The sequence below is a fragment of the Vibrio sp. UCD-FRSSP16_30 genome (assembly GCF_001676025.1).
Taxonomy (GTDB): Bacteria; Pseudomonadota; Gammaproteobacteria; order Enterobacterales; family Vibrionaceae; genus Vibrio.
The window spans coordinates 1-23,356 of the sequence record NZ_LZFW01000022.1; the positions used below are offsets into that span (position 1 = coordinate 1).

The 23,356-nt window shown below is 42.5% G+C and carries 22 protein-coding genes and 5 tRNA genes; 25 read left to right on the forward strand and 2 right to left on the reverse strand.

Annotated elements, in window-relative coordinates; genetic code table 11:
- Positions 1–107: 107 nt before the first annotated feature.
- The 5 genes from A9260_RS10095 (at position 108) to A9260_RS10115 (ending at position 892) form a co-directional block, all read left to right on the forward strand.
- Positions 108–192 (forward strand) — tRNA-Leu (locus tag A9260_RS10095).
- 30 nt (positions 193–222) lie between these two features.
- Positions 223–297: transfer RNA gene (locus A9260_RS10100), tRNA-Gln, on the forward strand.
- 145 nt (positions 298–442) lie between these two features.
- Positions 443–527 (forward strand) — tRNA-Leu (locus A9260_RS10105).
- Positions 528–561: 34 nt separating this feature from the next.
- Positions 562–636, forward strand: a tRNA-Gln gene (locus A9260_RS10110).
- Between the two features lie 171 nt (positions 637–807).
- Positions 808–892: transfer RNA gene (locus A9260_RS10115), tRNA-Leu, on the forward strand.
- Positions 893–987: 95 nt separating this feature from the next.
- On the opposite strand, the gene A9260_RS10120 is transcribed toward A9260_RS10115, so the two are convergent.
- The gene (locus A9260_RS10120; protein ID WP_068698624.1) at positions 988–2,145 is read right to left on the reverse strand and encodes an FAD-dependent oxidoreductase; all 1,158 of its coding nucleotides are present in this window, start codon (positions 2,143–2,145) and stop codon (positions 988–990) included.
- Positions 2,146–2,483: 338 nt separating this feature from the next.
- Between A9260_RS10120 and miaB the strand changes: the two genes are divergently transcribed.
- From miaB to lnt, 5 genes are all read left to right on the forward strand, one after another.
- Entirely contained in the window at positions 2,484–3,908 is a 1,425-nt protein-coding gene (gene miaB, locus A9260_RS10125) for a tRNA (N6-isopentenyl adenosine(37)-C2)-methylthiotransferase MiaB (RefSeq protein WP_068698663.1), read from the forward strand.
- 130 nt (positions 3,909–4,038) lie between these two features.
- A complete protein-coding gene (locus A9260_RS10130) occupies positions 4,039–5,145 on the forward strand; it encodes a PhoH family protein (protein ID WP_068698626.1) in 1,107 nt (368 codons plus the stop codon).
- Positions 5,145–5,609 (forward strand): rRNA maturation RNase YbeY, encoded by a 465-nt coding sequence (gene ybeY / locus A9260_RS10135; RefSeq protein WP_068698629.1) that lies wholly within the window; start codon positions 5,145–5,147, stop codon positions 5,607–5,609. The genes A9260_RS10130 and ybeY overlap by 1 nt, the downstream gene beginning before the upstream one ends.
- Positions 5,610–5,668: 59 nt before the next feature.
- A complete protein-coding gene (corC, locus tag A9260_RS10140) occupies positions 5,669–6,565 on the forward strand; it encodes a CNNM family magnesium/cobalt transport protein CorC (RefSeq protein WP_068698631.1) in 897 nt (298 codons plus the stop codon).
- Positions 6,566–6,619: 54 nt separating this feature from the next.
- On the forward strand, positions 6,620–8,167 hold the full coding sequence (gene lnt, locus A9260_RS10145) for an apolipoprotein N-acyltransferase (RefSeq protein WP_068698633.1): 1,548 nt from the start codon (positions 6,620–6,622) through the stop codon (positions 8,165–8,167).
- A gap of 171 nt (positions 8,168–8,338) precedes the next feature.
- Here the strand turns inward: lnt and A9260_RS10150 are convergent, their stop codons facing one another.
- On the reverse strand, positions 8,339–8,809 hold the full coding sequence (locus tag A9260_RS10150; RefSeq protein WP_068698635.1) for a zinc ribbon-containing protein: 471 nt from the start codon (positions 8,807–8,809) through the stop codon (positions 8,339–8,341).
- A gap of 342 nt (positions 8,810–9,151) precedes the next feature.
- Between A9260_RS10150 and leuS the strand changes: the two genes are divergently transcribed.
- From leuS to A9260_RS10225, 15 genes are all read left to right on the forward strand, one after another.
- Positions 9,152–11,728 carry a leucine--tRNA ligase gene (gene leuS / locus A9260_RS10155; RefSeq protein WP_068698637.1) on the forward strand — a complete coding sequence of 859 codons (2,577 nt, stop codon included), beginning with the start codon at positions 9,152–9,154 and terminating at the stop codon, positions 11,726–11,728.
- 124 nt (positions 11,729–11,852) lie between these two features.
- Positions 11,853–12,599, forward strand: coding sequence for an LPS-assembly lipoprotein LptE (locus A9260_RS10160; RefSeq protein WP_068698639.1), 747 nt, complete (start codon positions 11,853–11,855; stop codon positions 12,597–12,599).
- Positions 12,600–12,608: 9 nt separating this feature from the next.
- Complete coding sequence (gene holA, locus A9260_RS10165) at positions 12,609–13,619, forward strand: DNA polymerase III subunit delta (RefSeq protein WP_068698641.1); 1,011 nt, start codon at positions 12,609–12,611, stop codon at positions 13,617–13,619.
- Positions 13,620–13,672: 53 nt separating this feature from the next.
- The gene (gene rsfS, locus A9260_RS10170) at positions 13,673–13,990 is read left to right on the forward strand and encodes a ribosome silencing factor (protein WP_068698643.1); all 318 of its coding nucleotides are present in this window, start codon (positions 13,673–13,675) and stop codon (positions 13,988–13,990) included.
- A gap of 3 nt (positions 13,991–13,993) precedes the next feature.
- The gene (rlmH, locus tag A9260_RS10175; RefSeq protein WP_068698645.1) at positions 13,994–14,464 is read left to right on the forward strand and encodes a 23S rRNA (pseudouridine(1915)-N(3))-methyltransferase RlmH; all 471 of its coding nucleotides are present in this window, start codon (positions 13,994–13,996) and stop codon (positions 14,462–14,464) included.
- Between the two features lie 6 nt (positions 14,465–14,470).
- Positions 14,471–16,369: a penicillin-binding protein 2 gene (mrdA, locus tag A9260_RS10180; protein ID WP_068698647.1), complete on the forward strand. Its 1,899-nt coding sequence runs from the start codon at positions 14,471–14,473 to the stop codon at positions 16,367–16,369.
- Complete coding sequence (gene rodA, locus A9260_RS10185) at positions 16,366–17,487, forward strand: rod shape-determining protein RodA (protein ID WP_068698649.1); 1,122 nt, start codon at positions 16,366–16,368, stop codon at positions 17,485–17,487. Before mrdA ends, rodA begins: the two co-directional genes overlap by 4 nt.
- Positions 17,487–18,278: a septal ring lytic transglycosylase RlpA family protein gene (locus A9260_RS10190; RefSeq protein ID WP_068698651.1), complete on the forward strand. Its 792-nt coding sequence runs from the start codon at positions 17,487–17,489 to the stop codon at positions 18,276–18,278. Before rodA ends, A9260_RS10190 begins: the two co-directional genes overlap by 1 nt.
- Before the next feature lie 120 nt (positions 18,279–18,398).
- On the forward strand, positions 18,399–19,580 hold the full coding sequence (locus A9260_RS10195) for a serine hydrolase (protein WP_068698653.1): 1,182 nt from the start codon (positions 18,399–18,401) through the stop codon (positions 19,578–19,580).
- A gap of 170 nt (positions 19,581–19,750) precedes the next feature.
- A complete protein-coding gene (ybeD, locus tag A9260_RS10200; protein ID WP_068698655.1) occupies positions 19,751–20,020 on the forward strand; it encodes a DUF493 family protein YbeD in 270 nt (89 codons plus the stop codon).
- 241 nt (positions 20,021–20,261) lie between these two features.
- Complete coding sequence (gene lipB, locus A9260_RS10205; protein WP_068698665.1) at positions 20,262–20,909, forward strand: lipoyl(octanoyl) transferase LipB; 648 nt, start codon at positions 20,262–20,264, stop codon at positions 20,907–20,909.
- On the forward strand, positions 20,902–21,867 hold the full coding sequence (gene lipA / locus A9260_RS10210; RefSeq protein WP_068698657.1) for a lipoyl synthase: 966 nt from the start codon (positions 20,902–20,904) through the stop codon (positions 21,865–21,867). The genes lipB and lipA overlap by 8 nt, the downstream gene beginning before the upstream one ends.
- A 177-nt stretch (positions 21,868–22,044) precedes the next feature.
- Entirely contained in the window at positions 22,045–22,374 is a 330-nt protein-coding gene (locus A9260_RS10215; protein ID WP_068698659.1) for a hypothetical protein, read from the forward strand.
- A 137-nt stretch (positions 22,375–22,511) separates the two neighbouring features.
- Positions 22,512–23,006, forward strand: coding sequence for a M48 metallopeptidase family protein (locus tag A9260_RS10220; RefSeq protein ID WP_068698661.1), 495 nt, complete (start codon positions 22,512–22,514; stop codon positions 23,004–23,006).
- A gap of 143 nt (positions 23,007–23,149) precedes the next feature.
- Positions 23,150–23,356 (forward strand): transposase domain-containing protein (locus tag A9260_RS10225; protein ID WP_197485221.1); only part of this gene is annotated, 207 nt, incomplete at its 3' end.

Below are 23,356 nucleotides of genomic sequence, written 5' to 3' on the forward strand. Positions count from 1 at the left end.
TGATGGGGTCGCAGGTTCAAATCCCGCAGTAGCCACCACTTACAATGTTATTTAGACGAACCATGAGTCTTCTTAACTATACTCTTCGCTAGAGTAAAAGCTTTGCTGCGGTCGTGGCGGAATTGGTAGACGCACCAGATTTAGGTTCTGGCGCCGCAAGGTGTGAGAGTTCAAGTCTCTCCGACCGCACCATTATTTAKATATCTTAAATGATATCACTGTTGGGCTATCGCCAAGCGGTAAGGCACTGGCTTTTGATGCCAGCATTCCCTGGTTCGAATCCAGGTAGCCCAGCCATCATTACAAAAGGATAAGACAAAGCACTTGATGCCACGTTCTTACCCTGGTTCGGCTCTAAGTAGCCTAGCCACATTACAACGTCCAGTTGATTCTCCAATCGTCGACTGTGACTATGCTCTTGCTAAGAGATTAAATTAGCAATGCGGACGTGGCGGAATTGGTAGACGCACCAGATTTAGGTTCTGGCGCCGCAAGGTGTGAGAGTTCAAGTCTCTCCGTCCGCACCATATTTAAAGATAGAGTTCTTAGAACTTTTTCTGTTGGGCTATCGCCAAGCGGTAAGGCACTGGCTTTTGATGCCAGCATTCCCTGGTTCGAATCCAGGTAGCCCAGCCATTTTACAAAAGGATAAGACAAAGCATTTGATGCCACGTTCTTACCCTGATTCGGCTCTAAGTAGCCCAGCCACTTTTAAGTGGATGTTCATTTATCATGAACAGACAACGTTATTGAGATTCACCAATCGTCTCTTTAACTACACTCTTGCTAAGAGATTAAATTAGCAACGCGGACGTGGCGGAATTGGTAGACGCACCAGATTTAGGTTCTGGCGCCGCAAGGTGTGAGAGTTCAAGTCTCTCCGTCCGCACCATCATTCAAAAAACCCATCTTTTTAGATGGGTTTTTTATTGCCTTTAGAAAAGTAAAATAAAGGGTACTTTTGTACCCTTTGTAAACATCTTCGAACTATAGTCCTAAAGCATATCTCAATGCTTGATGTTTCAGTGGTCCAGCGCGATCAGCCAATTTCAAACCAATATTTCTCAGCATCTTAATTGGTGCAATATCATTGCTAAAACCAAGATAAAAAGCGTCCATTGCGGTTTGCATCATTAAATTATCGGTCTTTCTCGCCTTTTGATACTGCAGCAAGTTCTCTAAAGAATAATCACCATCAACTAATACTTCTAATAATGCCGATACATCTTTAAATCCTAAGTTGACACCCTGCCCGGCCAAAGGATTGATGGTATGCGCTGAATCTCCCACCAATACAATACCTTCTTTGCAATAATGCTGAGCGTGACGACGTTTAAGAGGAAACGAAGCAAAGTCGTTTACCGTTACCTTACCTACTCGAGATGGAAAGAAAGCTTCAATCTCATTTTTTAGCTCTGCAGGACTTAATTGACTTAACTGCTTAATCCGCGAAGGAGAGTCATACCAAACTAAACAAGCAAAGCCTTCTCCAATAGGTAAGTAAGATCTAGGACCACTTGCGCTAAAACGCTGCCAAGTAACATCAATATCTTCGCAGTCCGTTTCGACATTAATCAGCATACAATCTTGTCGATAATCCCACGCGGTAACGCCAATACCCGCACTCTGTCTAACCTGCGAATTAGCACCATCGGCTCCAACCACTAAATTGGCAGTAATGGTTTTTCCAGAAGATAATTCAATCAGCTTTCCTTGATTATGATCTTTTATACTGACCAAGGAATCAGGACAATAAAATGTCACGTTGGATAATGGCTCAATTGCCTGCCATATGCCCAATTGTAAGATTCGGTTTTCGACCATATAACCCAATAAAGGCAAATCTAAAGAAGCAGCGTCAAACTTGGTATGGCAATTATCTAACTCCCATGTTTCCAAACCGGTGTAAGGATAAACACGCTTGCTTTGAATGTGAGGCCAAGCGCCAAGGCGCTGTAAAAGATCAATTGAGGTTTTAGAGATAGCAGAAATCCGAATATCATGAGCCTGCGATGGATCATAAGCTCGTGGCTGATACCCCTCAATAATAGCCACTTGCTTACCTTGCTTTGCCAAACCAAGAGCAACCGCGGCCCCGACCATGCCACCGCCTACCACTGCTACATCTACATGCGTTTGTGTCATCTTCTATCCTTTCACCACGTTCGCCTATGCGTTACCCTCAATTGTACTGAAAACTCTTGGCAAATTCCTGCATCATCACTTAGTTTACTTACCAATAAATCAATTCCATTTAATTAGCTTGCAACAAAACACCGCTACACTCCCTTGTAAGCCCTTTCCATTAAAAAGCGGCTTAGTACAAACAACGCCTTACCCCACAATGAATGGAATTTAAGCTTGAAAGCTAGTCACAGCCTCATTTAGTCAGTACAATACGCGGCTTGCCACCGCGATACGTGGCGAAATACTGAGCAATCTAGCCAGTTGAAAAGTGATTAATTAACACGAGTATGAATGCAATGAGTAAGAAACTTCTGATCAAAACCTGGGGTTGCCAGATGAACGAATACGATTCATCAAAAATGGCTGATCTGCTAAATGCCGCTAATGGATTTGAGCTAACAGAAGATCCTAAAGAAGCGGATGTATTACTATTAAACACCTGCTCTATTCGTGAAAAAGCGCAAGAAAAAGTTTTCCACCAACTAGGTCGCTGGAAAACCTTAAAAGATACTCGCCCACACGTAGTAATTGGTGTTGGTGGTTGTGTTGCGACTCAAGAAGGTGACCACATCCGTAAACGCGCACCTTACGTTGATGTTATCTTTGGCCCGCAAACATTACATCGTCTTCCACAGATGATTAAGCAATCTCAAAGCAACGATGCGCCAGTAATGGATATTTCTTTCCCTGAGATTGAGAAATTCGATAATCTTCCTGAGCCTCGCGCTGATGGCGCAACGGCCTTTGTTTCAATTATGGAAGGTTGTTCAAAATACTGTACTTACTGCGTAGTACCTTACACTCGCGGTGAAGAAGTTAGCCGTCCTATGGATGACGTACTTTTTGAAATCGCCCAGCTTGCAGAGCAAGGTGTCCGTGAAGTCAATCTACTAGGTCAAAATGTTAATGCTTACCGCGGCGCAACTTACGATGGTGATATCTGTTCATTTGCAAACTTGCTGCGCTTAGTCGCGAGCATCGATGGCATTGATCGTATTCGCTTCACAACAAGCCATCCGTTAGAGTTTACCGACGATATTATCGCCGTTTATGAAGATACTCCGGAGCTTGTCAGCTTCTTACACTTGCCAGTACAAAGTGGCTCAGATCGCATTCTAACCATGATGAAGCGTCCACATACTGCAATTGAGTACAAATCGATTATTCGTAAGCTGCGTAAAGCACGTCCTGATATTCAAATCAGTTCTGACTTTATTGTTGGCTTCCCTGGTGAGTCTGACAAAGACTTCCAAGATACGATGAAACTGATTCGCGATGTAGATTTTGATATGAGCTTTAGTTTCATATTCTCACCTCGTCCAGGTACTCCAGCTGCTGACTACCCTTGTGATGTTCCAGAGCAAGAGAAAAAAGATCGCTTATGGGAGCTGCAACAAACCGTGAACGGCCAAGCAATGCGCTTCTCTCGCCAGATGCTAGGCACAACACAACGTGTATTAGTAGAAGGACCGTCGAAGAAGAATTTGATGGAACTACGTGCTCGTACAGAAAACAACCGTGTTGTGAACTTTGAAGGCAGCGCTGAGTTAATTGGCCAATTTGTTGATGTGAAAATCACAGACGTGTTCACCAACTCTTTACGTGGTGAGCTTGTTCGCACAGAATCAGAAATGGACCTTCGTATTGCTGTCTCTCCAACTGAGATGATGACAAAAACACGCAAGGAAGATGAATTAGGTGTAGCGACTTTTACACCTTAGAGTACAACTCTCAATAAAAACTCATTTAAGCTGCTGAGCAGTAAACAGAGATTTATTGAGGTTGAACCCAGTACCCAGCTATACTGAAAGAGTCGATAGGCTCTTTCAGTTCAGCATATGCGAGGCACCATTGAGCAATAAAATTGTTACCCTAGACATCGATCTAGAACCTGCAAACAATCACCGTCTTTCTAGCCTTTGTGGCCCTTTTGATGACAACATCAAACATCTTGAGCGTCGTCTTGGCGTCGAAATAAACTACCGTGGCAACCAATTCTCTATTGTCGGTAAGCCTCATACAGCCACAGCTGCATTCGATATTCTTAAAAGACTCTATGTTCAAACCGCCCCTGTTCGTGGCAATATCCCAGATATTGAGCCAGAACAAATTCACTTAGAAGTGAAAGAAAGTGGCGTCTTAGAACAAATCGCTGAGGCTGAATTTTCTCCGGGTAAAGAAGTCTCAATTAAGACTAAGAAAGGGGTAATTAAGCCTCGCACGCCTAACCAAGCGCAATATCTAATGAACATGGTTACCCATGACATTACCTTTGGCGTAGGCCCTGCCGGTACGGGTAAAACCTACCTTGCCGTTGCCGCCGCTGTTGATGCATTAGAGCGTCAAGAAATTCGCCGTATCTTGTTAACTAGACCGGCTGTCGAAGCTGGGGAAAAACTGGGATTTCTTCCTGGTGACCTAAGTCAAAAAGTCGACCCTTACTTGCGCCCTCTTTATGATGCTTTATTTGAAATGCTTGGATTTGAGCGAGTAGAAAAGCTGATTGAGCGTAATGTCATCGAAGTGGCGCCTCTTGCTTACATGCGCGGCCGTACACTCAATGATGCCTTCATTATTCTTGATGAGAGCCAAAACACGACCATTGAACAAATGAAAATGTTCTTAACACGTATTGGCTTTAACTCACGAGCAGTAATTACGGGCGATGTGACGCAGATTGATTTGCCGCGTGGCGCTAAATCAGGGCTACGTCATGCTATTGAAGTTTTATCCGATGTGGATGATATCAGCTTTAACTTCTTTATTGCCGATGACGTAGTTCGTCACCCTGTGGTAGCACGTATCGTTAATGCCTATGAAAAATGGGAAGTACAAGATCAGCGAGAGAAGAAAGCTATCGAGCAACGACGACGCCAAGAACGTGAACAAAGAGAAGCGGAGCTGGTTGCACAAGCTGCCGTTCATACTCAGCAACAATCACCATCGGTAAATAAATAATGGCCATCTATCTGGATTTACAATTTGCTGTCGAAGATGACAGTCAACTTCCATCAGAACAAGAGTTTCAGTCTTGGCTCGATTTTACTCTGACTCAATTTCAGCCAGATTCTGAACTGACGATTCGCATTGTTGATTCAGAAGAGAGCCACCAGCTAAACCACGATTACCGCGGAAAAGATAAGCCAACGAACGTATTATCTTTCCCATTTGAGGCACCGCCCGAAGTTGAAATAAATTTACTTGGGGATCTTGTCATTTGTAAGCAGGTGGTTGAAGATGAAGCCATCGAACAACAAACACCATTAAAGTCTCACTGGGCTCATATGGTGGTTCACGGCTGCTTACATTTATTGGGTTATGATCATATCCAAGATGATGAAGCCGAAGAGATGGAATCTCTAGAAGCAGACATAATGCAAGGATTAGGATTTGAAGATCCTTATCTAGCAGAAAAAGAGTAGTTTTCATAAAAACTGCAGTGAGCTATTACACATCTGATAGCGCCAACCGTTGAGAAGCAATGAACAGCGAAGACAATTCGCCCTCTAAAGAGGGTTCAAAGGAAAAATCAGAAGGTCCGAGTAGGAAATCCTTCTTCGAACGTCTAGTCCAACTTTTTCAAGTTGATCCTAAAGACCGTCAAGAATTAGTCGATGTCATCCGAGATTCGGAAGAAAACGACCTAATCGATCATGACACCCGAGATATGCTTGAAGGTGTTATGGAAATTGCAGAGCAAAGAGTTCGTGACATCATGATCCCTCGCTCGCAAATGGTGACGGTTGAACGCACTGACAACCTTGATGAGCTCATTAACCTTATCACGGATGCACAGCACTCCCGTTATCCGGTGATCAGTGAAGACAAAGACCACGTTGAAGGTATTTTATTAGCTAAAGACTTACTTAAGTACCTTGGCTCTAAAAGTGCACCTTTTGATATTGAGCAAGTTATCCGCCCTGCCGTTGTTGTTCCTGAGAGCAAACGTGTTGATCGCCTTCTTAAAGAGTTCCGCGAAGAGCGCTATCACATGGCGATTGTCGTAGACGAATTTGGTGGTGTATCAGGCTTGGTCACAATCGAAGATATCCTTGAAGAGATCGTAGGTGAAATTGAGGATGAATTTGACGATGAAGAAGAGCTAGAAATTCGCCAGCTAAGTAAACATACTTTTGCTGTCAAAGCGCTGGCCACCATCGAAGAATTTAACGAGACCTTTCATACGCGCTTTAGCGATGAAGAGGTAGATACTGTAGGCGGTCTAATTATGACCCAATTCGGTCATCTACCTAGTCGAGGCGAAATTGTCGAAATTAAAGATTATATCTTTAAAGTTACCGCGGCAGATAACCGCCGCATCATTCAACTTCAGGTTACCGTCCCAGACAAAGAGTCTGATAAAGAGAGTCATGAATAATCCGTTCACTCTCGGATGAATAGTAACCCCTTTGGAAATAGACTCAGTACTTAGATGAAATCCTTGATGACTCATCGCCTAATGCGGCCGCTTGCGGCCGCTTTTGTTGGCGCTAGCACCACACTTTCCTTTGCACCATACGATATATGGCCAATGGCCTTTGTCAGTCCCCTATTACTTCTTTTATTACTCAATGGACAAACATGTCGCTCAGCGGCGGTTATTGGCTATGCTTGGGGCTTGGGGCTATTTGCTACGGGTATAAGCTGGGTTCATGTCAGTATTGATACCTTCGGCGGCATGCCCAAAATTGCCAGCATTTTACTGATGACACTTTTGGTAGGCTATCTTGCTATTTATACCGCTCTTTTTGCAGCGTTATTCAGCCGCTTAAAAGCCCACAACAGTTGGTTTGGTGCTTTATTGGTGACCCCTGCTCTATGGCTCATCAGTGAATGGCTTCGCGGTTGGGTATTCACTGGATTCCCTTGGTTATTATTAGGCTACACACAAATAGACTCACCACTGGCGGGGCTTGCACCTATTGCCGGCGTTGATTTCATTAGTATGTTGGTTGTTTCGATCGCAAGCGCCATCGCTTTCATCATTTTACGTCAGCAATGGAAACAGCTTTGGATTCCTGTTGCACTATTTTGTGTATCTGGACTCACTCACTACCTCACTTGGGTTACTCCCGATAATAGCCGCAAGCAAACCGTAGCTCTAATTCAAGGCAATGTTCAGCAAGAAACCAAATGGCTACCTAGCCATCGCTGGCCGACCTTAATGATGTATATGGATCATACCCGCGAAAATTGGGATGCCGATATTATTATTTGGCCAGAAGCGGCAATACCGGCTTTTGAGGGAGAGGTTAACTCCTTCATGATTAATCTAGATAAAGCTGCGCGACAAAATAACTCAGCCGTTATCACGGGTGTACTCACTCAGCAAAACCACACCACCTATTACAATAGTGTTACCTCTGTTGGCGTGACGCCATCTGGGGAGTACCACTATGAAACTCAACCACGATACTACAAACATCACCTATTACCTTTTGGTGAATTTGTGCCATTTGAAGACTTACTGCGACCACTAGCGCCCTTTTTTAATCTTCCTATGTCATCTTTCAATCGCGGAGATTACATCCAAGATAACGTGGTCGCGAATGGTATGCACATGGTGGTAGCACTGTGTTATGAAATTATTTTTGGTCAGCAACTTAGAGACAATGTCACTGACGACACTGACTATATTTTGACGTTATCAAACGATGCTTGGTTTGGTCATTCAAATGGGCCACTACAGCACATGGCTATTGCCCGAATGAGAGCGCTAGAATTTGGAATGCCGGTCATTCGCGCGACGAATAACGGCGTGACGGCAGTCACCGATTACCAAGGTAAGATTACAGCTGAGCTTCCGCAATTCAAAGAAGACGTACTTAAAACAACGGTAGTACCAACGAACGGCAAAACACCTTATGTTCAATTTGGTGGATTACCTCTAAAGATCTTGGTCGCTGTCATTATGATGATCGTCATCTTGCTTTCACTTCGAGACCGAAGAAAAAACAAAGATAGCGAATCTATTGTATAGAATAGTTCATATTACTAAGTAGAAATGCAGTGGGAGTACCGCCTCTCACTGCAACTTATTATACTTACCGAATTTGTGGACTCTCAGGTTCAGAGTCTATCGATTTTAAGACTATTGATTCTTAAGCTATCGACTCTAAAACTACAGTATCTATAGCTATAGTCTCTAAAGCTATGGATTAAGCGCCTGACGAGTAAATTCATCATGGCCACACTTAGCACAAGAGATGATTTCTGTTGGATGGTTATATTGTGTTTTATGACCACACTTCTCACACACTAGCGTACCAAGTCCGATCAATTCACCGACTTTATAGACACCTTGATGATCCAAGTCTTGAAAAAACTCAACCCATTCAACTTTGGTTTTATCGGTGATATCCAATAATGATTGCCAAACAGTATTCGTAATCATTAGATAAAATGGGCCAGACTTACTCTCTTCAAAACTGCTCGCAAATTCTTGCAGATCAGATTTCACATAAGCCGAAATCAAGGCCAGTTCATCTTTTGTCATATCATTAGCAGCTTCAACGACTTTCTCTGAATTGCTAATAACATGATTAATTTCATCTGGGCTATTTTTTAGCGTTTGAACAACATTTGACAGTAATTTTTCATACCCTAATTGACGCTTTGCCATAACAACTCCTCGCTGTATGTTGCATCGTTTTCGAGTTTAAATCGTTAAAGATGCTATTTGATTACATCTATTCTAGGCACTTATGATTAGTAAAATCAATAGCAGCATGAACATATAGCCTAAGGCTTACCTGGATGCATATCAGTTTGTCATCGACAGCTTGTGATCCGTTAGTTAAAGAAAAATGTCGACAAAAAAACGGATATCAAGACTTAAAAGCAATTATCCTCGTTTAAAGCTAGCTTTGTGGTTGTTGCTTTTAGCTGCATTAGGTATTCTAAGCGGATCTCTTATGAACTGTTTTAATCAGTCTCATGGTTTCCTAGAAAACGGATAGCGTCGATGCAAGAACAATACAACCCGCAAGATATTGAACAAAAAGTTCAAAAGCACTGGGATAGCAGTGAAACCTTTGTTGTAAGTGAAGATCCAAACAAAGAAAAATTCTACTGTCTTTCAATGTTCCCGTACCCAAGTGGTCGTCTACACATGGGACATGTGCGTAACTACACCATTGGTGATGTAGTATCTCGTTTCCAACGCCTACAAGGCAAAAACGTGATGCAACCAATCGGTTGGGATGCTTTTGGTCTGCCTGCAGAAAACGCTGCGACTAAGAACAACACAGCACCAGCGCCATGGACTTATGAAAACATTGAGTACATGAAAAACCAACTTAAGCTGTTAGGCTTTGGTTATGACTGGAATCGTGAATTCGCAACCTGTACTCCAGAATACTACCGCTGGGAACAAGAGTTCTTCACTAAGCTTTATGAGCAAGGCTTAGTTTACAAGAAGACTTCTTCTGTTAACTGGTGTCCAAATGACAAAACAGTTCTAGCCAACGAGCAAGTTGAGAATGGCTGTTGCTGGCGTTGTGACAGCCCAGTAATACAGAAAAAAATTCCACAGTGGTTCATTAAAATCACTGACTACGCTCAAGAATTACTAGACGATCTAGACAACCTAGACGGTTGGCCTGAAATGGTGAAAACCATGCAGCGTAACTGGATTGGTCGCTCAGAAGGTGTTGAACTATCATTCGCTGTTAATGGTCAAGAAGCACCTCTAGAAGTTTATACCACACGTCCTGATACTCTAATGGGTGTTTCTTACGTGGGTATCGCGGCAGGTCACCCTCTTGCAGAGCTTGCCTCTAACAACAACCCTGAGCTGGCTGCATTTGTTGAAGAGTGTCGTAACACTAAAGTTGCTGAAGCAGAACTTGCGACGATGGAAAAGAAAGGTATGGATACAGGCCTAACGGCTATCCACCCTCTTAACGGTCGTGTTGTTCCTATCTTCGTAGCTAACTTCGTTCTTATGGATTACGGTACAGGTGCGGTAATGGCCGTTCCTGCTCACGATCAACGTGACTACGAATTTGCCAATAAATACGGCATCGACATCATCCCAGTAATTAAACCTGAAGATGGTACTGAGCTAGACGTTTCAGAAGCAGCCTATACAGAAAAAGGCGTACTGTTTAATTCTGGTGAATTTGATGGTCTTGCATTCCAAGAAGCATTTGATGCTATCGCTGCAAAACTAGAATCTGAAGGTAAAGGTAAGAAAACCGTCAACTTCCGTCTACGTGACTGGGGTGTATCTCGTCAACGTTATTGGGGCGCTCCAATTCCAATGGTAACGACAGAAGACGGTGAAGTTCATCCAGTACCAGCAGATCAACTTCCGGTTATTCTTCCTGAAGATGTGGTTATGAACGGCATAACTAGCCCGATCAAAGCTGATCTAGAGTGGGCTAAAACCACATTCAATGGTGAACCAGCACTACGTGAAACGGATACTTTTGACACCTTTATGGAGTCATCTTGGTATTACGCTCGTTACTGTTCACCACAAGCTGACGACATTCTTGATCCAGAAAAAGCCAACTACTGGTTACCTGTAGATCAATATGTAGGTGGTATCGAGCATGCTTGTATGCACCTATTGTACTCTCGCTTCTTCCATAAATTGTTGCGTGATGCAGGTTATGTCACCTCTGATGAACCGTTCAAGCAACTTCTTTGTCAAGGCATGGTATTAGCAGATGCGTTCCATCACACCAACGACAAAGGCGCAAAAGAGTGGATTGCACCGACTGATGTTACGGTAGAGCGTGATGGTAAAGGTCGCATTGAAAAAGCAATCGACAAAGAAGGTCGTAACGTTGAGCACTCAGGCATGATCAAAATGTCTAAGTCTAAAAACAACGGTATCGATCCTCAAGAGATGGTCGACAAATACGGCGCTGATACAGTACGTCTATTTATGATGTTTGCCTCTCCTGCTGAGATGACTCTTGAATGGCAAGAATCTGGCGTTGAAGGTGCTAACCGCTTCCTAAAACGTGTTTGGAAACTGGTTCATACTCACTCATCAAAAGGCGCTGCAGAATCTGTTGATACTTTAGCTCTATCTGGCGATCAAAAAGCGTTACGTCGTGATGTTCATAAGACCATTGCTAAAGTAACCGATGATATCGGCCGCCGCCAAACATTCAACACCGCAATCGCTGCTATCATGGAGTTGATGAACAAACTGGCTAAAGCGCCTCAAGAGTCAGCACAAGATCGTGCAATTCTTGACGAAGCACTCAAAGCCGTTGTTCGTATGCTTTACCCTATGACGCCTCACATCTCTTACGAAATGTGGATTGCATTAGGTGAATCAGACGTTGATTCAGCAACATGGCCAACCTTTGACGAGAAGGCGCTCGTTGAAGACGAGAAGACAGTTGTGGTTATGATTAACGGCAAACTTCGCGCTAAGCTGACTGTTGCCGCTGACGCATCGAAAGAACAAGTTGAACAACTTGGCCTAAATGATGTCAATGTAGTTAAGTTCTTAGAAGATAAAACAGTACGTAAAGTGATTTATGTACCGGGTAAGCTACTGAATATTGTAGCAAACTAATCTACGCTTAATGTTGAGGGCTATTTATGTAGCCCTCACTTTTCGTTTTTTATCCTGCTTTTTTGTGCAGTTGCACTAGAGAAGCACGATAAGAGCCGAACTTCCTTAAGAGAGTATTCTGTTGATGCAAATTGCACGCCTTCCTCATTTACGCCTAGCTATTGCTCTACTTGTCGCATCACTATTGAGTGGATGTGGCTTTCACTTACGTGGTAATTATCTAGTGCCTGAAGAAGTGCACTCTATGTCACTGTCTAGTTATGATGACTTCTCTCAGTTAACCAGAGATGTGAAATCTGAGCTAAGAAATAATGCCATTACCCTTGTGACGCCAGCAGCGAATGTCACCAACTTACATCTAATGTCAGAAAGCATCAGCGATCGCACCCTTTCGCTCTACCAAAACAGTCGCGCGGCAGAAAAAGAAATTAAGTTGGTGGTTAAATACCGAGTGATTGTACCGGAACTATATTCAAAAACGTTTACCACTCAGGTAAGCCGAAGCTATCTTGATAACCCATTAACGGCGCTCGCTAAGTCTGTCGAGCAAGACATGCTTGAAAACGAAATGCGCAAGCAAGCCTCTCGTCAGATCATTCGACAACTTGCTCGTCTGCGTAACAATCTTAATCAAGAAAGTAATCAAGAACCTGCACCAATTGTGGGTGATGATGGCATGATTACCGACCCTTCTCAGCAGAAAGACGACCAGATAAGCATGGAAGCAGAATATGAGAAATCAGATCCTGCTCCAGTGCAGCAAAATGCTGAATCAGAACAAACGACAACCGTTGGCTCTGATGCTCAAGCAGCCCAAGACGACAGTAACAATGACACCTCTCAAGAGAACAGTTCTGCTGTGGCGGAATAGATAGCCATTATGCGTATTTTCGCCGACAAACTGACCGGTACTTTACAAAGACAACTGCATCAAGTGTATTTGCTGTTTGGTAGTGAAGCTCTGTTGATCCAAGAATCAAAAGCACAAATAGAGCAATGCGCTAAAGCCAAAGGGTTCAGTGAGATATTTCGATTTTCCATAACGGCGCAAACCGATTGGAATGAAGTATTAGATGCTTGCAACTCAATGAGTCTATTTGCCGATAAAAAGATTCTACAGCTGGAATTACCTGAGTCAGGTACTAATCAGGCCATCACTAAAGAGCTGCTCAATTTACATCAGATTCTCAACCTTGACGTTATTTTGATTATCTCTGGAAGCAAACTCACCAAAGCGCAAGAAAACGCTAAATGGTTTAAGGCTCTGAGTGAAAATGGACTATGGGTAAGCTGCTTAACACCCGATGCACAGCGCCTACCCCAGTTTGTACTGCAACGCTGCCAGCAACTTGGCTTAAAACCAGATCCAGAAGCGGTGCAGATGCTAGCTCAATGGCATGAAGGTAACCTTTTAGCCTTGAGTCAAAGCTTAGAGAAACTTTGTTTACTCTATCCTGACGGAGTATTGACGCTAGTTCGTATAGAATCAGCACTTAGTCGGCACAATCACTTTACCGCTTTTAACTGGATTGACGCCATGCTTGAGGGTAAAGCAAAGCGAAGCCAACGCATATTACGTGAATTACACAATGAAGGGGTTGAAGCCGTCATTTTACTGCGTACATTGCAAAAAGAACTCAATACAGTAATGAGCTATAAGCAAGCATTGAATCAACAAAGCTTACAACAGGTATTTGACCAGTATCGAGTGTGGAATAACAAGCGCCCTCTTTATACTTCGATGCTCAATCGTCATACACCTCAGTCTTTGTATTCGATGGTTTGCACTTTAGCTCAGGCTGAATACACAGCAAAAACAGATTATGACAGCAGTGTTTGGCCGACACTGACTCAATTAACACTCGATATGAGTATGCCGCAAAAAGCGTAATACTCTGCGCATGATATACTTTTCGTACATTTAATATTATTAAGGAATAGACATTGCAAGTTCAGGCATTAAAAGATTTTTTAGCTGATAAAGCTGACGATATGAAAGCAGAAAAAATAGTGACTCTAGACGTTCAAGGTAAATCAAGCGTTACTGACTACATGATTATCTGCACAGGTACATCAAAACGCCATGTATCATCTATCGCGGATCATATTGCTGTTGAAGCAAAAAAGGTGGGAATTGAACCTTTAGGTATGGACGGTGAAGTCGAAGGCGAGTGGGTTGTTGTTGATCTGGGTTCAACCATGGTTCATGTCATGCAAGCTGACTATCGCGAACTGTATCAACTTGAAAAACTTTGGGGTTAATCTGTGAAAATTCAACTCGTTGCTGTTGGCACTAAAATGCCAAAGTGGGTAGAAGAAGGCTTTAATGAGTACAAGCGTCGTTTTCCTAACGATATGCCACTTGAACTCATAGAGATTTCCGCTGGCAAACGAGGAAAGAACGCAGATATTGCTCGCATCTTACAAAAAGAAGGCGAAGCAATGCTCGCCGCTGTACCTAAGGGAAACCGGATTGTCACTTTAGATATTCCGGGCAAACCTTGGGATACACCCCAGCTAGCAAAGCAGCTTGAGCGTTGGAAATTAGATGCTCGTGATGTGTCGATTCTTATTGGTGGACCTGAAGGGCTATCACCTGCCTGTAAAGCAGCAGCAGAACAGAGTTGGTCACTCTCCCCCTTAACTCTCCCTCATCCATTAGTACGAGTCGTTATGGCCGAAAGCTTATACCGTGCTTGGAGTGTTAACGCGAACCACCCTTATCATCGAGAATAATCAACAATGATGCGTAAGCGCTCTCATTTTAGAGACCATAAATTTGAGGCTCGACTATTTGGTAGTCGCGCCTTAGTTGCTTTCATCGGTATTCTAATACTGATAGCTGTGCTTATTGGTAATTTGTATCATATACAAGTAAACCAATTTAAAGACTATCAAACCCGCTCCAATGACAATCGCATTAAAATTGTGCCTATCGCCCCTAATCGGGGATTAATCTATGATAGAAACGGCATTGTTTTAGCCGAAAACAGACCGGTATTCTCTCTCGAGATCACACCTGAAAAAATATCGGATATTGATCAGACCATCACTCGACTCAAAGCGTTATTTCCAATATCAGATGACGCGATTCATCACTTTGAGCGTGAGCGCAAACGTACTCGACGTTTTAAATCGGTACCGTTACTCAATCAGCTTACCGAAAAACAAGTCGCTATATTCTCGGTACACCAGCAAGATTTCCCTGGTGTAGAGGTCAATGCGACCTTAAAACGCTACTACCCTTACGGCAAGATTCTTACTCATGTGCTTGGTTATGTTTCACGAATTAATGATCGTGATTTAAGCCGCTTGGCTCGTGAAGAAAAATTACAGCAATACCGCGCAACCCATGACATTGGCAAACTGGGTATTGAACGTTATTACGAAGATGTCTTACACGGAAAACCTGGCTATCAAGAAGTTGAGGTAAACAGTCGCGGACGTGTCATTCGTACATTGCAATATCAGCCGCCTGTTCCGGGTGAAGATATTGTTCTTAACATCGACGTAGAACTGCAAAGCTATTTATTTAACCTTCTCGACAAACGCCGTGGCAGCGCCGTGATCCTAGAGCCTCATACCGATGCTGTTCTAGCGATGGTATCAAGCCCTAGCTATGATCCAAATGCATTTGTTAATGGCATATCCAGTAAAGATTATCGAGCACTGCTTAACGATATCAATCGTCCATTGGTCAACCGTGCAACGCTAGGTATTTACCCTCCAGCATCAACCGTAAAACCTTTTATGGCGGTTGCCGCACTCCAAGAAAAAGTGATCACACCAACAACCACTCGTAACGATCCTGGGTATTGGCGTATTCCTAACTCAAAAACCCGTCCATTTAGAGACTGGCTTCGTTGGGGGCACGGAAAGGTCAACATAAATAAAGCCATCGAAGAATCTGTGGATACCTTCTTTTATCAAGTCGCTTATGACTTAGGTATCGACCGTATTTCAAAATGGATGCAAGAATTTGGCTTTGGTGACTATACCGGCATCGATATCTATGAAGAGAGTAAGGCCAATATGCCCACTCGAGAATGGAAGCGAGCAAGACACCACACACCTTGGTATCAAGGGGATACGATTCCGGTTGGTATCGGTCAAGGTTATTGGACTGCCACACCAATGCAGATAGCCAAAGCAACATCAGTATTGGTTAATGAAGGCAAAGTCATGGCGCCTCAAATTTTACGCTCGACTCTGCGACGCACTGAAGACAACAAAATCGTTGAGGAATTTAAACAGCCTGAATTGTACCCACCGATTACCGGTGTTAAAAAGCAATTTTGGACTATTTCCAAACACGGGATGTATCTGGTCAATCATGGTAAACGTGGTACCGCTCGTCGTTCTTTTTATGGATTAAAATATAAAAGCGCAGGTAAATCAGGAACCGCTCAAGTATTTGGTTTAGCAGAAGACCAAAAATACAATGCCGATGAAATAGCGGAACACTTAAGGGATCACGCCCTATTTACCGCTTTTGCTCCGTATGATGACCCTAGGGTTATCGTTACGATCGTATTAGAAAACGCAGGAGGAGGATCAACCCATGGCGCTCCTGTTGTAAGACAGATTTTTGACCACATATTGCTGGATAAAAATTATCACTATATCGAGTCTAAAAAATGAAATTAAATCCTGAAACAGGCAAGAATCGCTCTATGTTCGAGCGCCTTCATTTAGACCTACCCTTAATTTTAGGTATTTTGGTTCTCATGGGATGCGCGCTGGTGATCATGTACAGTGCCAGCGGTCAAAACCTAGTCATGATGGAGCGCCAAATGATGCGCATGCTGTTGGCGCTGGGTGTCATGATCATCATGGCGCAAATTACGCCAAGAACCTATGAGACCCTCGCGCCACTGCTCTTTACTGGTGGTTTAATTCTATTATTAGGCGTGCTCTTTTTTGGTGAAGCATCAAAAGGGGCGCAGCGCTGGCTCAATTTAGGCTTTATACGCTTTCAACCCTCCGAGTTAATGAAGCTTGCCGTACCGCTAATGGTGGCTCGATACATTGGTAACCGCCCACTCCCACCAAGCTTTAGAGTACTAGTTACCTCTTTGTTATTGGTTATCTTACCGACGATATTAATTGCTAAACAGCCCGATCTCGGTACTTCAATTTTGATTGCTGCATCAGGGATTTTCGTTATTTTCCTAGCCGGTATTAGCTGGAAAATCATTTTTTCGGCAGCCATGGCAATCGGAGCATTTGTCCCGATATTGTGGTTTTTCTTGATGCGGGAATATCAAAAAGTACGAGTGCGAACCCTATTTGATCCAGAGTCTGATCCGTTAGGCGCTGGCTATCACATCATTCAAAGTAAAATAGCCATTGGCTCTGGTGGTCTATTTGGCAAAGGTTGGCTGCACGGAACGCAATCACAATTAGAGTTTGTTCCTGAACGTCATACCGATTTTATTTTTGCGGTTATCGCAGAAGAATGGGGATTAATCGGCGTCACTATACTGCTGAGTATCTACTTATTTATTATTGGTCGAGGACTTTATCTGGCAAGCCAAGCTCAAACAGCATTTGGGCGAATGATGGCGGGCAGTATCGTATTGAGCTTCTTCGTTTATATCTTCGTTAATATCGGTATGGTAAGCGGAATTTTACCTGTTGTTGGCGTACCACTGCCATTAATAAGCTATGGTGGCACTTCAATGGTGACTTTAATGGCAGGCTTCGGCATATTAATGTCCATCCAAACTCATAGAAAAATGCTTTCAAAGGCCAATTAATGCAACTATTAAAAATACTAATTTTGGCAATTGCACTTATCATCACGGTAGGATGTTCAGGTTCAAATAAAGATCGTTACGCGATAGATCAAGATGTACCACCTGATTCACCAATCACTTTACAGCACATAGAAAACGCCACTCCTCGCTATGAACCATACAGTTTAGGTGGAAACAAAGATTACACCGTGCGTGGAAAATCCTATTCTGTGATAAATAATCCGGATGGTTTTAAAGAAAGGGGCAAAGCCTCTTGGTATGGCAAAAAATTCCATGGCCATTTAACATCAAACGGCGAAACTTATGACATGTACTCTATGAGTGCAGCTCATAAAAATCTCCCAATACCAAGCTACGTTAAAGTTAAAAATTTAGATAATGGTAAAACCGCTATTGTACGTGTCAACGATAGAGGCCCATTTCATGAAGGTCGAATTATCGACCTAAGTTATGCGGCTGCAACTAAACTTGGTGTGATACAAACTGGCGTAGCCAATGTGGAAATTGAGTTTATATCGACCAAACCTAACGTAAGCAATAAAAAGACGTCAAACGCTCATCCTAGCTATACTATTCAGGTAGCCAGTTTAGGAAATGCTCAAACGTCGAAGAAACTCTCTGATCAACTCAGTGACGAATACAAACAAGCAAGCTATATACAACAAAACAACAAAACAAATAGAATTTTTATTGGTCCTATAGCAAGTGCGACACAGGCTAATGAAATTCTACAGAAAGTACAAAAAAACGGACATCCGAGCGCCTTTATCAAAATATATAAAGCTGAATAATTCAGGCTCTGGTTAAAAATCACACTTTGGCAAGCATTGTAGTCGTTTCACTAGTTTAGACTTTTGACTCTGCTACTATATAAACAGTTTTGCCTTCACTTTGGACATTGCACGAAAAAGATGAAAAAAATCACCCAATCACTTAAATCTCTTGCAGTAACTGGTGCTATAGCCTCCATTGCTTTTTCAGCAGCTTCACAGGCTGCGCCTAATGTACTCCCTGATGCACCACAAATCGCTGCCAAGGGTTATGTGCTAATGGACTACAACTCAGGCAAAGTCCTTGCTCAAAAAGAGATGAACACTAGGCTTCATCCAGCAAGCTTAACTAAGATGATGACCAGTTACGTTATTGGCCAAGAGCTAAAGCGTGGCAATATTTCAAAAGATGATGAAGTTGTTGTTAGCAAGAATGCTTGGGCAAAAAACTTTCCTGATTCTTCAAAAATGTTCATTGAAGTGGGTACTACCGTTACGGTTGATAAGCTAAACCACGGCATTATCATTCAATCTGGTAACGATGCTTGTGTGGCAATGGCAGAGCACGTTGCAGGATCAGAAGATGCCTTTGTTGATCTAATGAACGCATGGGCTAAGTCTCTTAAGATGACTGACTCACACTTTGCTAACGTACATGGTTTAGATAACGATGGTCTGTACTCAACACCATACGATATGGCTCTACTAGGCCAAGCACTTATTCGTGATGTTCCTGACGAATACGCACTGTATGCTCAAAAACAATTTACTTACAACGGCATCACTCAATACAACCGTAACGGTTTGCTTTGGGATAAAAGCATGAACGTTGATGGCATTAAAACTGGCCACACCAGTACAGCAGGTTACAACTTGGTTGCTTCTGGTACTGAAGGTCAGATGCGTCTTGTTGCTGTAGTTATGGGTACTAACAGCTCTAACGCTCGTAAAGCTGAAAGTAAGAAGCTTCTAAACTACGGTTTCCGTTTCTTTGAAACAGTCGCACCTCACAAAAAAGGTGAAGTATTTGCTGAAGAGAAAATCTGGATGGGTAGCCAAGACACAGTAAAACTAGGTCTTGCAGAAGATACTTATGTCACACTTCCTCGCGGCGTTGCTAAGAACCTAAAAGCAAGCTTTGTTCTAGATAAAGAACTAAAAGCACCAATTAAACAAGGTGATGTTGTTGGCCGTGTATTCTATCAAGTTGATGGTAAAGATATTGCTCAATACCCACTGCTTTCACTAGAAAACGTTGATGAAGGCGGTCTATTTAGCCGACTAATCGACTATATCGTATTGTTGTTTAATAGCTGGTTCTAAGCATTAACTCAACACTAATTAAAAAAGCTACTGTATCAGTAGCTTTTTTATTGGGCGTTAGGTTGAAATATAGGCGATATGACCTCATATTGAGTTTTGCATTCATTCACAGTAATATGCGCGCCTTTAATAGCCCTTATTTACCCTAATCCTCACTTGGAGTCGCAACCATGCAAGAACAACCAAAACTAAAAGACCTGTTGGAATTCCCGTGCCAATTTAGTTACAAAGTGATGGGCTATGCAAAACCAGAGCTTCCAGATCTTGTTTTAGAAGTCATCCAACGTCATGCTCCAGGGAATTATAGCCCTAAGATTACACCAAGTGGTAAAGGCACTTACAATGCGATTTCTGTTACTATTACTGCCACTTCGATTGAGCAAGTAGAAACGCTGTATAAAGAACTTGGCGAAATTGAAATTGTACGTGTCGTTCTATAGTTTGCTACAAGCCTAGCACTATAAACCCCTGTAAAATAAAGGCTAATATATAAGCTATTGATCTTTAAGTGATGCTCAATATTGCTATAGCCTTTTATAATACAAATATATTGAAATCGCCTTTTTCTAGTAGAAATAGCATCAACTTACTAGTAATGTGCGTACATCAATGTTGATGATTCATGGAAGAGACGAATTGCCTAGCGACATAAAGAAAAAAGCGAAAACTTCTCTATCACCATTGGTAAACAAGCTAGAAATTATCCATCTTGGCCGTCAAGACTATGAGCCAATATGGGAAAAAATGCATGAATTTACCAATGAACGTGATGAACATACCGCTGATCAGGTATGGATTGTCGAACACAATCCTGTATTTACCCAAGGCCAAGCAGGCAAAGCAGAACACCTACTTCATACTGGTGATATTCCAGTGGTGAAAAGTGATCGTGGGGGGCAAGTAACCTATCATGGTCCAGGTCAGATGGTGGTGTATTTTCTACTGAATTTACGTCGACGTAACCTAGGCGTTCGAGAACTGGTCACTGATATCGAAAATATCGTGATTCAAAGCCTAGCAAAACTTGGTATCAATTCGGCGGCTCGCCCCGATGCACCCGGTGTCTATGTCGATAATAAAAAGATCTGTTCTCTAGGACTTCGAATCCGCAGAGGCTGTTCCTTTCATGGACTCGCTCTCAACATTGATATGGATCTATCCCCTTTCCTTCGCATTAATCCATGTGGTTATGCTGGCATGGAAATGGCTCAAGTCGCTGATTTTACCAGCAAAGAACAGCGTACAGAAATTCAAAGTATTCTGGTAAAGGAATTAACCACTTTACTGAATTATACCGATGTAACAGAAATGGCAGAAAGTGATGAGTAAACCAATCCAAATGGAAAAAGGCGTCAAATACCGTGACGCAGACAAGATGGCACTGATCCCAACTAAATCAGTTCCAGTTGAACGCAGTGAAGTACTTCGTAAGCCTGAGTGGATGAAAATCAAACTTCCTGCTAGTAGCCAACGTATTCAAGATATCAAAGCTGCAATGCGTAAAAACAACCTGAATTCAGTTTGTGAAGAAGCATCTTGTCCAAACCTTGCAGAATGTTTTAACCACGGTACGGCAACCTTTATGATCTTGGGTGCTATCTGTACTCGTCGTTGCCCTTTCTGTGATGTTGCCCATGGCCGACCTGTAACACCAGAAGCTAACGAGCCTCAAAAGCTGGCACAAACCATTAAAGACATGAAGCTTAAATATGTCGTTATCACCTCTGTTGATCGTGATGATCTTCGCGATGGCGGTGCAAAACACTTTGCTGACTGTAATGCTGAGATCCGTAAACAAAGTCCTAATATTCGTATCGAGACTTTGGTTCCTGATTTCCGTGGCCGTATGGATAAAGCCCTTGAAGAGCTAAAAGTTAGCCCACCAGATGTGTTTAACCATAACTTAGAAACTGCGCCGCGCCTCTACCGTCGTGTACGTCCAGGTGCTAACTACAAATGGTCATTAGAGCTACTGCAAAAGTTCAAACAGCAACATCCTACTGTTCCGACTAAATCGGGCGTAATGATGGGGCTTGGTGAAACTAAAGAAGAGATCGTTGAAGTACTTAAAGATCTTAGAGCTCACGGCGTCACCATGTTAACTTTAGGCCAATACCTTGCGCCAAGCCGTCACCATCTACCGGTTGAACGTTATGTGCCACCAGCAGAATTTGACGAGCTAAAAGAGATTGCTCTTGAGTTAGGCTTTACGCATGCTGCTTGTGGTCCATTTGTACGTTCGTCATATCATGCCGACATGCAAGCCAAAGGCGAAGAAGTTAAGTAGCCTTAATAAGTACATTTGAACTCGAGGGCTCTTTATTGCTAATAGCAGCATAAAGAGACGAGATGCAGTTCAAAACTTATTCATTATAAAAGCACTCATTTGAGTGCTTTTTTGCTTTCTTAGGGATCCCAATTATGCTTATAGACAGGACTATTTACTGATCAAGGAGGTCGTGAAATGCGACTGATATTATGCGCACTGTCTGCTCTATTTCTTTGGGGATGTGCCGATAAAAATACACAAGAAGACAATTACTTAGATGCTTCCTTTGAATTGTGTAATACAGAAGTCTCTCTCTACTCTGTCAGTGACGATGGCAAGGTACGAATTATCTGCGCTGACGGCTCAAAGTTTGCTTTAAGTAATGAGAAAACATTAGAAATCATGCGTGATATTAATGTTGATTATTGCTCTGGTGAAGGGCTATCTAAGTTTAATGAAAGCCGCCGCTACTACACATTTCGCTGTAAATCGGGCACTCAGTTGAGTATCAATAAAAACAAATAGCTAAAATCATTAGCGAGCTCTAAAGCTTCTAGTTAGCATGCTTAAATAAGAAGATTAGCAAGCCAATCATAATTTCATGTTTACTTAATTCAGAATTAGGTAAAATGAATGGCTTCTAATCTTTCTATTGGAATACGATGAACCCTTTGCTTCGCTATGTTCAAGGCTATCCTGAACACATAATTACCCCTATTACCCAACTTGTAGAGTCAGGGAACCTAAATACTTGGTTTAAGCAGCGCTATCCAGATAATCACACCATCAAGAGTGAAAAAGCCTTATTTGACTATACGATGGCGATAAAGAACCGTTTTCTAAAAAAGGCCTCTCCATTAAGCAAAGTCATTTACGACAGTAAAATTCATCTGATTAATAATGCACTCGGGCTTCACTCTTACGTCAATCGAGTTCAAGGAAGCAAGGTTAAGTCTAAGAATGAAATTCGTATTGCGAGTGTATTTAAAAATGCACCTGAACCACTATTACGAATGCTCATCGTCCACGAACTGGCTCACCTGAAAGAAAAACAGCACAACAAAGCCTTCTATGCGCTTTGCTGCCATATGGAACCCAACTATCATCAGCTCGAACTTGATGCTCGTCTGTTTATGATGTCCCTTGAAACCGAGTAATTTATTTTCAAATAACTCATAGTTTAAACATAAAAAAACGAGCCATAAGGCTTAATGCCGATCATTTAAGCAAAATATGATCAGTTGACCGATCCTCCAGAGGTGTCAAAATCCATGTGTATCTAATGCACATGGATTTTTTTATGGATGTCTCCCAAGCCCTAAACGTAATTAATGACTGGAAACCTAGCAATGTAGAAACCTTGTCTGACTTGCTACCGATAGAGCTAATCAATGAGGCCTATTCCCTTACCGATACCGTGACTATGAGAAAACGAAAACTCACACTCGAGTCTATGGTTTGGCTACTTGTGGGAATGGCTATTTATAATAATAAATCGATGAAAGAT